Below are 11,429 nucleotides of genomic sequence, written 5' to 3'. Positions count from 1 at the left end.
AATGGTTCGATGTCTGCCCGGATGCGACACTGAAGTAAGTGTCCATCCTCGCAGTATCCGGTTCTCAAGGTGCACGCTTTGCGGCTCATCCGGTCCGACCGGGCCGCGCGGCAAGGAGATATATTGCCAGACCGCGAAGCCCTGTGGGACGTCAATTCCACTCTTCACAAGTCCTACACAACACATTGCTTTCTATAGGTAATAGAAAGACTGGTGTGGATCTTCCGCACGTATCAGATGATGACCCTTTGGTTCAGGAATATATAGAGATCGGTCACCTGTAAGTGTTTATCTACCCGCGCTTTTAGCAATGTAGACCAGCGCTTTCGATAAAAAAAGAGGGAGCGCCGCGCACAACGCGACACTCCCCTAGCGATTCAAGAGAACCTATTAGGCCTCGAGAGCCTTCTTGGCGATGGTAGCCAGCTCGTTGAAGGACTCGATGTCCTCGTAAGCCATCTGAGCCAGGACCTTGCGGTCGAGCTCGATGCCGGCAACCTTCAGGCCGTGCATGAACTGAGAGTAAGAGATGTCGTTCAGACGAGCAGCAGCGTTGATACGAGTGATCCAGAGAGAACGGATCTCGCGCTTCTTGTTGCGGCGATCACGATACTGATACTGCAGGGAGTGCTGGACCTGCTCTTTAGCATGCTTGTAAGTACGCGAAGCGGCACCGTAGTAACCCTTCGCACGGTGCATAACGGTACGGCGCTTCTTCTTGGCGGCAACAGCGCGCTTAATACGTGCCATGTTCTATCAACTCCTAGACGGTAAAACGAAAAACGGGAACGCGAACTTAGGCGAGACGCGACTTGATGACCTTGCGGTCGGCAGCGGCGATCTCGGTCTCCTGACGGAAGCCACGCTTACGCTTGGTGGACTTCTTGCTCAGGATGTGGCTCTTGAAAGCCTTGGCGCGCATAAGCTTGCCGGTACCAGTCTTGCGGAAACGCTTCTTGGTGCCGCTGTGGGACTTCATCTTAGGCATGAAATACTCCTTAATCGGTTACAGAACACTAGTTACTTGGTATCGCTTGCCGCTTTATCCTCATCGAAGGCGCCCTTAATCGGGGCGAGCAGCATAAGCATGTTACGGCCTTCCATTTTAGGCTTGGACTCGACCGTAGCGTAAGGCTTGAGATCCTCGGCGAGACGCTCGAGAACGTTAAGGCCCTGCTCCGGGTGAGCCATCTCACGGCCGCGGAACATGATGGTGATCTTAACGCGTGCGCCCTTCTTGAGGAAACGCAGAACGTGGCCCTTCTTGGTCTCGTAGTCGCCAACGTCGATCTTGGGTCGGAACTTCATTTCCTTGACCTCGACCTTGGACTGGTTCTTACGAGCAGCCTTGGCCTTCATGGCCTGCTGGTACTTGAACTTACCGTAGTCCATGACCTTGCAGACCGGCGGCTCCGCGTTGGGAGCGATCTCGACCAGGTCGAGACCCTGATCGTCGGCGACGCGCTGGGCATCGCGGATGGCGAACAGGCCGAGCTGAGAGCCATCGACGCCAATCAAACGGCACGAAGATGCAGTAATCTCGTCGTTGATGCGGGTGTCATCAGACTTAGCTATTTTCCCTACCTCCATTCATAAAAAAATAACCCGGCGCTTCTCAGCAACCAGGTCGTACACATAGACATCCTCGATTTGAGGAAGAGAATCTAATTTGTATGACCAGTCAGCTGCTCATTGGCGCCAAAAGGTGGGAACCCTCGGGTTCCTCTTTAGGGCATTGCGGGAACAACGCCTTGCCAATAATAACACGTACAGCGCGTTATCACATTACGTACACGAAAAAGGGGCCTTGACCCCCTTGAACGCTCGCTTGCATGTATGGTGCCCGAGGCGAGACTCGAAGGGCCTTCGCTTCGCGAAGCCCCGGGCTTCGGGCGCGTGGCGCCCTCGCCACGCTCCGCTACAGACAGGCCACAGGCCTGTTTGCTTAACGCTTCGCGCGCTCACGCGAGTTCGGCACGAAAAAGGGGGCCGCAACCCCCTTGAACGCTCACTTGCATGTATGGTGCCCGAGGCGAGACTCGAACTCGCACGTTGTTGCCAACGGTGGATTTTGAGTCCACTGCGTCTGCCAATTCCGCCACTCGGGCACGCAATGCGTGAGTTAGTTTATCACAGCTTTCTGTTGATTAGTCCGAAAATGGAACTTCGAGCATTTCGATGAGTTCGACCGTGCGTAGCATCTCGCGCTGACGGCATCCGCGACCGTCGACCGAAGCCTCACCCATCTGGTTATCGTAAGGGTCCTCGCGCATGCCGTCGAAAGAGGGCTCAAACTCTGCCTGGAATCGATTGTTGGCCACCATACGCCATGGGTCGAGATTGCCAAAGTAGTGACGGCGGCGCCACTCCTCCCCCATCCTGTGAGCAGAAGATCCAAATGACACGTCGGCGTTGAGCCAACCGGTCTGCGGCGTATAGAACTCTGCCCAGTCGTGCGACCCCACCGAATCGGGCGCAACGTACAGGCCGCTCTGCCAACGGGCAGGCACGCCCGCGATACGGCACATGGTGATAAACGTGAGCGCCATAACGCCGCAATCGCCGCGGAGCGAATGCGCGCAGTCATCGGCAATAGATCCCAAAAGCAAGTACGGCGGCTGATAGCGATAGTCGATATGCTGCGTCAGATAATCATAGATAGCACGAGCGCGATCGAGCGGATCCTCGAGTCCGTCAACAACACCGGCCGTCAGCTGCTGCAGATACGGCGTGAATGCAATGTGCGGACGGTCCTCGGAAATATCCTCGGGCAGAGGCGCGTCCATACGCGGATGAACCGGAAGTGTGCCACCGTAGACATCACAATAAGCAGCATCGATGTGATAACGATAAGTCACCGAGAATGAGCGCTCACTCGAAGAAGACCACGAGGCGGTACGCGCCGAAGCGTTCGCGGGAGCAACAGCACCCTCCGGCGTCATGTCGAGAATCTCGACCCGAGACTGCTGACGGCAGGCAGCCGCGACGGGAAGCCAAGCGCAAACGGTCTCTCCCTCCAGAGCGCCGGGGACAGACACGGACGCTTTAAGCGTAATGACGCGAGCCAATCCGTTTTGTGACTCCATCTCCTTGAGCATCTCGTCGCGCAGTGCTATTCCGTCCGTAGAATCGGGACGCATGCCGGGGACCTCTTTGGGATATACGCGAAGCGAATCAAGGAAGTTATCAAGAACAAACAGCTCGCCATCGATAAAGCGCCAGTCAATACGCTTGCGATTAATCAGGTCGTCAAACTGCTCTTCGGTAAACTCTGGCCACTCCTCGCGAATCATCGCAATGGCCCGATCGCGCGACACCGAAAAATGAAGCGGCGTCTCGAGCATGCGATACCGCTCGGCACGGACACAAGCCGCCAGCGAAGGCTCAGGGTTCTGCTCCAAAAGGCGATCGCAAGCAGCAACAGCCTGCGTCAAATATCCAGCATCCTTGAGTCGAAGAATCTCGGGCGGCAGTCCAATATCGAGATGACGAAAGTCATCACAGCAAACATCAACAGAGCAACCAACAGGACCCTCGTCAATAACCTTCCCATCAGCAGGTAAAACATCAACAACAGCCATAACCACTCCCACGTCAAACGACAAGTTGAGTCCATTGTACCGGCATAAAAACAAAGCCCCAACCAAGGAGCCCCTAACACCGATAAACGGTAGTCTAAATTATATGAAATCAGCCCAGTAACCCTGTAGCGAGTTAACGAAGGAGGCCCCGTTCACCCGGAGCTTTTCCCATTGCGCGACTTCTGGCAAAGCCAGGTGAGCGCAAGGGAAAAGCGTAGGGTGAACGGGGCCTCCGACGGGAAAGTTAAACCGCTACTTACGCCTTGTTGACGGAGCCAAACTCCTCCATGAGCTCCTTGGTGCGGGCAACGATGTTGTCGCGACCAGGCTTGAGGAGCTTGCGGGGGTCGAAGCCCTTGCCCTGCTGATCCTTGCCAGCCTCGATGTACTCGCGGACGCCCTTGGCGAAGACGAGCTGCAGGTCGGTGTTGACATTGATCTTGGAGATGCCCAGGGAGATGGCCTTCTTGATCTGATCCTCGGGGATGCCGGTGCCACCGTGCAGAACGAGGGGCAGGTCGCCGGTCTGAGCCTTGATCTCGCCCAGACGCTCGAAGGAAAGGCCAGCCCAGTCGGCGGGATACACGCCGTGGATGTTGCCGATGCCGCAGGCGAGGAAGTCGACGCCCAGGTCAGCAATCTGCTTGCACTCAGCGGGGTCAGCGAGCTCGCCGTTGGAGGTCACGCCGTCCTCGGTGCCGCCGATGCCGCCGACCTCGGCCTCAATGGACATGCCCTTGGAGTGGGCAAGCTCAACGAGCTCCTTGGTGCGGTCGAGGTTAAGCTGGAAGGTCTCCTCGTGAGAGCCGTCATACATGATGGACGTGAAGCCGGCCTCGATGCACTTGAAGCAGTCCTCGTAAGAACCGTGATCGAGGTGAAGGGCGACGGGAACGGTAACACCCGTGGCCTCGACGGCAGCCTTGACCATGTCGGCGCAGACCTTGAAACCGCCCATCCACTTAGCGGCACCAGCGGTGCACTGAAGGATCAGCGGAGACTTGGCCTCCTCGGCGGCCTGGAGAATAGCCAGGGTCCACTCGAGGTTGTTGGTGTTGAAGGCACCGAGAGCGTACTTGCCGGCCTCGGCCTTCTTGAGCATGTCTGCTGCGTTGACGAGCATAAAAGAAACCTCCTGTAAGGTTGCTCCGATAACGCCTGTGATTTTACCACGGCGCACCCGAGCATAAACGTTCGTTTGTTCACGAATATCGTCCAAACAGACTTTTTTGACCGTTTGCCCTACGAAATTGACCCGTTGGGGAAAAATAGCTTGACGTTTGGACGCTTCTCGTGCTTTAGAAGCTGACTATAAAGCTACACCTGCATGAAAGGGTTCTGCATGAGCTCGCGTGCCATGGTGGTCGAATCGCCATGGCCGGTTAGGCAAACGGTATCGGGCGGGAGAAGCCGGGCGAGCTTGGAGAGCGAGCGCAGAATCGCCGCCTCGTCGCCACCGGCAAGATCGGTGCGGCCGTGGCTGCCCGGGAACAGGGTGTCGCCAACAAAGGCGATGCTTCCCTGCTCGGTGGCGGCGAACAAGACGATCCCGCCCGGCGTATGCCCTGGTGTCTCGATCACCTGCAGGCAGATATCGCCCACCTCGATAGCATCGCCCTCGGCGAGCAGGCACGTCGGCTCCCCGGGGTCGGGCGTCTCAATGCCCCACATAGCTCGCTGTTCCTTGATGTTCGTATGCGGCACCGCCGCATCCTTAGCACACAGCTCATACTGGCAGCCCTCGCCAACGGTGGTTCGCACGCCGGCAACACCACCAACATGATCGGCATGGCCATGAGTGCATACGGCGCCAAGCACGCGTACGCCGGGATGTTCGGCTCGAATATGCTCCACCAGGCGCTCGCCTTCCCACGCAGGGTCGATAATCACGCACTCATTGCCCGAAATAAGAGCATAGCTATTGGTCTGAATGGGACCGTTTACGAGCGTCTCGATCTCGACCGACCCCTTGGGAGTTACATCCAAGGACATAGCACTCATGTCCCTCTCCTCTCTATAGAACTCGAGGCATCAAACGATGCCTCGAGTGTAGCGAATATTGATAATGTGGCGCGTTCGTCGCGACTAAACGCGGCGCTTAAGCTGGGCTCCACCCTCGCCGGGCATCAGGCGGCGTGCGTCGTAGACCGAGTCAACGCTGCTGATAGAGGCCAGCAGCGGATCCAGACCACTCGCGTCCGAGATCTCGACCATAAAGCGCAGGGTTGCAATACCCTCGCGGTTGGTCGACGTGGCGGCAGAAAGGATATTGCCGCCCGCATCGCCAATGGCAATAGTGACATCCTTGAGCAGGCCCATGCGGTCCAGGCACTCGACCACGATCTCGACCTGGAAGAGGGTGTCGGCAGCGCCGTCCCACTCCACTTCGATCATGCGCTCGGGATGCTCCATAAGACCCTTGACGTTGGGGCAGTTGGCGCGATGCACCGAAACGCCACGACCGCGCGTGATGAAGCCGACGATATCGTCGCCCGTCACCGGATTGCAGCAATGTGCCAGACGGACCAGCAGGCCGCTGTTGCTCTCGCCCTTGACGATAATGCCGTTACTGGCGCTCTTGCCGCGCTTTTGCGGCTTTCGGTTGGAGCCTCGGGCCGGCTGTTTCACGACCTCGGCGATAGCCTCGGCCTTGGTGAGCTGTTCCTCGGGCTTGGGGTCCAAGATTTGCTCGACCTTGTTACCCACAGCGCGCGGGGCAACCTTGCCGGCGCCCACGGCGGCAAACAGGTCCTCGAGCTGCTTGAAGTTCAGCTGCTCCGCCACGGCGTTGAGCGCACGCGTGGATCGCGGCGTAGAGATGCCATACCCGCGCTTGCGCAAGTCCTTGGCCAGTATATCGCGGCCGGCAGCAGCGTCGTCGTCCTTGGTCGCGGCGGCAAAATAGCGGCGGATCTTTGACTTGGCGGAAGGTGTCTTAACGATCTTGAGCCAATCACGAGACGGCTTGGAACTCTTGTTGGTCAGGATTTCAACGCGGTCGCCCGTCTTGATCTCGTGCGTGAGCGGGGCCACCGCACCGTTGATCTTAGCGCCGACGCAGTGGTTGCCCACCTCGGTGTGAACGGCGTAGGCAAAGTCGAGCGGCGTGGAACCGGCACGAAGCGCCATGACCTCACCCTTGGGCGTAAAGACGAAGATCTCTTGATCGAAGAGGTCGACCTTCAGCGAATGCAGGTATTCCTTGGCGTCGGTGATCTCATCAGACGCAGCCCAATCGAGCGAATGTTTGAGCCAGTTAATCTGGTCGTCCAGCCGCTGGGCATCATTGGTCTTAGACGCAGACGATCCGCCCGACTTCTTATATAGCCAGTGGGCGGCAATGCCGTACTCGGCCTGCTCATGCATCTCATAGGTTCGAATCTGAATCTCGAGCGGGCGGGCCGTGGGACCGATAACCGTCGTATGAAGCGACTGGTAGTTATTGACCTTGGGCATGGCGATATAGTCTTTAAAGCGACCGGGCATGGGGTGCCACAGCGTATGCACCGCGCCGAGCGTGGAGTAGCAATCGCGCACCGAATGCGTGATGACGCGCAGCGCCACCAGGTCGTAGATCTCGGAGAACTCCTTGCCCTTACGCTTCATCTTTTGGTAGATGGACCAATAGTGCTTGGAACGGCCGTTGATCTGGAAGTCTTCCAGGCCAATGCGGTTGAGCTCGTCGGCGAGCGTCTTGATGGTCTCGGCCAGGTAGCGCTCGCGAACCTCGCGCGACTCAGCCACCATGCGCGCGATGCGCTGGTAGGCATCGGGCTCCAGGTAGAAGAAGGACAGGTCCTCGAGCTCCCACTTAATAGAGCTCATGCCCAGACGGTCGGCCAGGGGCGCATACACGTCCATGGTCTCGCGGGCTTTAAACAGACGACGGTCCTCGCGAAGGGCCGCCAGCGTACGCATGTTATGCAGGCGGTCGGCAAGTTTGACGATGATAACGCGAATGTCCTTGGACATGGCAAGGAACATCTTGCGCAGCGTAAGCGCCTGCTTCTCGTCCATGCTATCGACTTCGATGTTGGTGAGCTTGGTCACGCCATCGACGAGCTCGGCCACCGTATCGCCAAACAGGCCGGAAACATCGGCAAGCGAGGTCTCGGTATCCTCGACGGTATCGTGCAGCAGCGCGGCGCACACCACATCGCAGTCCATCTTGAGGTCGGCCAAAATGATGGCCACCTCGACGGGATGGTTGATGTACATCTCGCCCGAGCGCCGCTTTTGGTTGCAGTGCTTCTCGGCGGCAAAGCAGTAGGCCTGCTCCACCTTAGAGAAGTCGTCCTCATTCATATATTTGAGGCACAGGCGCTCCAGCTTGTCGTAGCTGTCCGCCATAATCTCGGGCGGCAGCTCATCGGCATGCTTATAGTGCTCCATCTCCGAGAACGGCTGGAGGGTGGAATCATGGGCGGTACGGGCTGCGGCATCCATCGAGGTCCCCTTCCCCTAGGCCCGCGGTACGATCGGGCGGTTAACTTTGGCTAGCATATCAGAAGCGCACGAATCGAGCGCCCAGCTCCGGAAAGCCGAAAACTCCATGCGCGAGCGCAAGCCCTCCAAATAGCGAATTGACCTGCTCAATTGCACGCGGCCGGGGTTTTCGGCCATCGCGATACGACGAGTGTCGTCAAACCCCGAAACGCGACAAAAACCAAGCTCTTCGAAGATTCCCAGGCCGCTTTCCACCGAGCGCTCGTCGACCGGCGTGCGAGCATCGATGGCAAGGCACATCTGCGCGATGTCGATATCGCTCGCGCTAAAGGAATCGTCCCCGGTTTTGCCGCGGTTGGAGCGCCACATGGTCTGCAGCGCGCGATAGAGCGTGACGAGCTCGTCGCGCTCGGGCGCATAGCAGTCGAGCAGGCGCTCGTTAATGCGGGCGTCGCGCGACGAATAGAGCAGATGGATTACGGCGGGCTGGCCGTCGCGGCCGGCACGTCCGCTCATCTGGTTGAACTCGATGGCGCCAAACGGCATGTGGTAGAGCACGACATGGCGGATATCGGGCAGGTTGACACCCTCGCCAAAGGCGGAGGTCGAAACGATGCAGCTGAGGCTGCCGTCTCGAAACGCTTCTTCTACGCGATGGCGGTCGGTGCGCGTAAGGCCAGCGTTATAGAACGCGATACGGGTCGCACAGTCGGGAACGCGTTTGCGTAGTGTCTTGGCAAGCGCCACGGACTGATCACGCGAATTGACGTAAATGACGGTCTTCTCCCCCGTCGCCACGATCGACACTAAACGGTTCTCGCGGCTCGCAAGGTCGCGGTCGTCCTCGAGCTGCAGGTTCTCGCGCACCGTCTCGTCGACCACCGTGCGAGTGATCGGCAACATGCGGGCAAGCTCGGCCACGACCGGAGCCGTCGCGGTGGCAGTCGCGGCCAGAACGACCGGGTCGCCCAGGGCCTTGAGGATATCGGGCATGTCGAGATAGGCGCTGCGGTCGCCGCCCTTGGCAAGGCCGGCGTGGTGCGCCTCATCGATAACGACAAAGCCGATGCGGCCCGAACGCGCGAAGCGGTCACGGTGGATAGACAGGAACTCGGGCGTCGTGAGCACGATACCGGTGCGGCCCGAAGCCAGGCCGGCGAACACGTCATCGCGCGCCGCCTCCACGGTCTCGCCGGTCAACACGCCGACGCCAATGCCGAGCGCGGCCATCGTCGACGAGAGGTGATAGGCCTGGTCGGCAACGAGCGCGCGCAGCGGATAGACAAAGATGCTCGCACGCCCGCGAAGAACCGCCTCGCGCGCGGCATGCACATGGAAGATGAGCGACTTGCCGCGTCCCGTTCCCATAACGGCCAGAACACTTTGGTGATCGGCCAGGGCATCGAGCGCCTCGACCTGCGCGCGGTGCGGCTGGTTCGAGCCTATAAAGCTATGGATAAGCGAGCGCGTGAGCTCGGTATAGGAAAGCTGGGCGAGCGTCTCGCGCTTGCGCGACTCCAGGCGCAGGCCGGAATCCGCCGGCTGCACGCCACGACGAAGCTCGCATGCCGGATCGTCGACGCTGGGCAGCATGGTATCGCGGACCAGAACATCCTTGATCATGAGCTTGGGCTTCACACGCCCCTGCCAATGCTCGGCAACGGCCTCGAACACCAAGTCGACAGCGCTATCGCAGTTGATGAGCTTATCGATTTGCGGCACGCGGAACATAATGGCCGGCACACTCGCGGCGCCATCGGTCGCCACAAAGCGCATGTGCTCGCCGGTTTTGCCCACCACGGCGCGATCGCACATCGTCACGCCCTCGACGGCCAGCAGCGGCACCTTGTTGCCCTGGCCAAACGGCTCAAGACGGGAAATCTGCTCTATAGTCTCGATATTCAGCTCGGAAAGGTCGACCGTGGCGGCAACCTCGTCGATGTCTTCAAAGTCCTCGGCGGGAATCTCCGATAGCACGGCGGAAAGGCGACGACGGAATTCATCGAGCTTGGATGCCTCGATGGTCACTCCCACCGCACCGGCATGTCCGCCGCGACGAATCAGCAGGTCGGAACAGCGCTCGACGGCGTCAAACAGGTTAACTTTGCCCACCGAGCGACCAGAGCCGCGCGCGATACCGTCCTCGATCGAGAACAGCAGCGCCGGCACGTGGTAGCGGTTGGTCAGACGGCTTGCCACGATGCCCTTGACGCCCTCGTGCCAGCCTTCGCCGCCCACGACGATCGCGCGTCCGCCGTCATAGGTCTCCTCGACCTTTGCCATGGCGTCGCGTGTGAGCTCCGCCTCGATCTCGCGGCGCTGACGGTTGATTTCCTCGAGCTCGGCTGCCAGTGCACTTGCCTCGATAGGATCGCGGGCAAGCAGCAGGTCGAGCGCCAGCTTGGGATCAGCCATGCGGCCGGCAGCATTCAGACGAGGGATGAGCGAAAACGACAGGCCGTCGGCCGTAATGGTAGAAAGGTCGGCCTTGGCAAGTGCGGCAAGCGCGATATAGCCGGGACGGGCCGTCACGCGCATCTGCTGGATGCCCTCGGCGACCAGTGCGCGATTCTCGGGCGTGAGCGGCATCATGTCGGACACGGTGCCCAGCGCCGCGACCTCGATCAACGAACGCCAATACGACGGCTTGCCCAAACGCTCGCCCAGGACCTGCACCAGCTTGAGCGCCACGCCGGCACCGGCAAGCTCGCGCGAGGGACCCTCGTCCTCGAGCTTGGGGTCGGTCAGGGGCACGCCCTGCGGCACCTGGTCGGACGGCTCGTGATGGTCCGTGACCACCAAATCGATCCCCAGGCTCTCCAGATAGGAGACCTCCTCCTTGGCGGCAATGCCGTTATCGACGGTCACGATCAGGTTGGGTTGGGCGAGCTCGTTGACGCGGTCGAGCGCCGCACGCGACAGGCCGTAGCCCTCGTCAAAGCGATGCGGAATAAACGGCGTGACGTTGGCGCCAAACGAACGTAGCGCCTCGGTCAACAGACAAGTCGACGTAATACCGTCAACGTCAAAATCGCCAAAGACCGCGATGTGCTCGTGGTTGCGAATAGCGCGCTCGACGCGGTCGGCAACGACCGCCATGCCCGGAATAATGAGTGGGTCGGCCCAGTCGCGATCGAGCGAAGGCGTCAAAAACAGCTGGCCTTCCTCGATGGATGCAATGCCGTGCGCAACCATAATGCGCGCCACCAGCCCGGGTATGCCCAGGCCAGCCGAAAGCTCCTTTTCGAGCTCGGGGTTTTGCCGAGCGACCGCCCAGCGATGCGTCGTCTTAAGCGATGACATAGGCGCCCACCCCCGATAGGGGCAGGTCGCCGCGATACCTCTCACGGTTCATAGCGATGAGTCCTCTGTGTATGCCCGCTTCGGCAGGCAGATCTGTTG

Annotated in this window: 8 protein-coding genes and 1 tRNA gene; all 9 read right to left on the bottom strand. The window is 59.6% G+C overall.

Annotation, left to right across the window (positions count from 1 at the left end):
• Positions 1 to 390 precede the first annotated feature (390 nt).
• The 9 genes from rplT to recJ all read right to left on the bottom strand — a co-directional run bounded on the left by rplT (position 391) and on the right by recJ (position 11,330).
• Positions 391 to 750, bottom strand: coding sequence for a 50S ribosomal protein L20 (gene rplT, locus AB5750_RS06465; RefSeq protein WP_006234421.1), 360 nt, complete (start codon positions 748 to 750; stop codon positions 391 to 393).
• Between the two features lie 46 nt (positions 751 to 796).
• Entirely contained in the window at positions 797 to 988 is a 192-nt protein-coding gene (gene rpmI / locus AB5750_RS06460) for a 50S ribosomal protein L35 (RefSeq protein WP_006234422.1), read from the bottom strand.
• 32 nt (positions 989 to 1,020) lie between these two features.
• Positions 1,021 to 1,590, bottom strand: a complete 570-nt coding sequence (gene infC, locus AB5750_RS06455) for a translation initiation factor IF-3 (RefSeq protein WP_006234423.1) — start codon at positions 1,588 to 1,590, stop codon at positions 1,021 to 1,023.
• A 431-nt stretch (positions 1,591 to 2,021) separates the two neighbouring features.
• Positions 2,022 to 2,108, bottom strand: a tRNA-Leu gene (locus tag AB5750_RS06450).
• A gap of 39 nt (positions 2,109 to 2,147) precedes the next feature.
• Positions 2,148 to 3,581, bottom strand: a complete 1,434-nt coding sequence (locus AB5750_RS06445; RefSeq protein WP_368145826.1) for a transglutaminase-like domain-containing protein — start codon at positions 3,579 to 3,581, stop codon at positions 2,148 to 2,150.
• A gap of 256 nt (positions 3,582 to 3,837) precedes the next feature.
• A complete protein-coding gene (gene fba / locus AB5750_RS06440; protein ID WP_006234429.1) occupies positions 3,838 to 4,704 on the bottom strand; it encodes a class II fructose-1,6-bisphosphate aldolase in 867 nt (288 codons plus the stop codon).
• 194 nt (positions 4,705 to 4,898) lie between these two features.
• On the bottom strand, positions 4,899 to 5,582 hold the full coding sequence (locus AB5750_RS06435) for an MBL fold metallo-hydrolase (protein ID WP_368145827.1): 684 nt from the start codon (positions 5,580 to 5,582) through the stop codon (positions 4,899 to 4,901).
• 84 nt (positions 5,583 to 5,666) lie between these two features.
• Positions 5,667 to 8,027 carry a RelA/SpoT family protein gene (locus AB5750_RS06430; RefSeq protein WP_368145828.1) on the bottom strand — a complete coding sequence of 787 codons (2,361 nt, stop codon included), beginning with the start codon at positions 8,025 to 8,027 and terminating at the stop codon, positions 5,667 to 5,669.
• 15 nt (positions 8,028 to 8,042) lie between these two features.
• Positions 8,043 to 11,330: a single-stranded-DNA-specific exonuclease RecJ gene (gene recJ, locus AB5750_RS06425; RefSeq protein WP_368145829.1), complete on the bottom strand. Its 3,288-nt coding sequence runs from the start codon at positions 11,328 to 11,330 to the stop codon at positions 8,043 to 8,045.
• Positions 11,331 to 11,429: the final 99 nt, after the last annotated feature.

The sequence above is a fragment of the Collinsella aerofaciens genome (assembly GCF_040926185.1).
In the GTDB taxonomy this organism is placed as follows: Bacteria; Actinomycetota; Coriobacteriia; order Coriobacteriales; family Coriobacteriaceae; genus Collinsella; species Collinsella aerofaciens_BC.
This window is presented reverse-complemented; position numbering and strand designations above follow the sequence as displayed.

What these genes read in the sequence shown, in the direction of transcription:
- rplT (WP_006234421.1), bottom strand. Translation starts at nt 750, where the DNA reads ATGGCACGTATTAAGCGCGCTGTTGCCGCCAAGAAGAAGCGCCGTACC.
- rpmI (WP_006234422.1), bottom strand. Translation starts at nt 988, where the DNA reads ATGCCTAAGATGAAGTCCCACAGCGGCACCAAGAAGCGTTTCCGCAAG.
- infC (WP_006234423.1), bottom strand. Translation starts at nt 1,590, where the DNA reads ATGGAGGTAGGGAAAATAGCTAAGTCTGATGACACCCGCATCAACGAC.
- AB5750_RS06445 (WP_368145826.1), bottom strand. Translation starts at nt 3,581, where the DNA reads ATGGCTGTTGTTGATGTTTTACCTGCTGATGGGAAGGTTATTGACGAG.
- fba (WP_006234429.1), bottom strand. Translation starts at nt 4,704, where the DNA reads ATGCTCGTCAACGCAGCAGACATGCTCAAGAAGGCCGAGGCCGGCAAG.
- AB5750_RS06435 (WP_368145827.1), bottom strand. Translation starts at nt 5,582, where the DNA reads ATGAGTGCTATGTCCTTGGATGTAACTCCCAAGGGGTCGGTCGAGATC.
- AB5750_RS06430 (WP_368145828.1), bottom strand. Translation starts at nt 8,027, where the DNA reads ATGGATGCCGCAGCCCGTACCGCCCATGATTCCACCCTCCAGCCGTTC.
- recJ (WP_368145829.1), bottom strand. Translation starts at nt 11,330, where the DNA reads ATGTCATCGCTTAAGACGACGCATCGCTGGGCGGTCGCTCGGCAAAAC.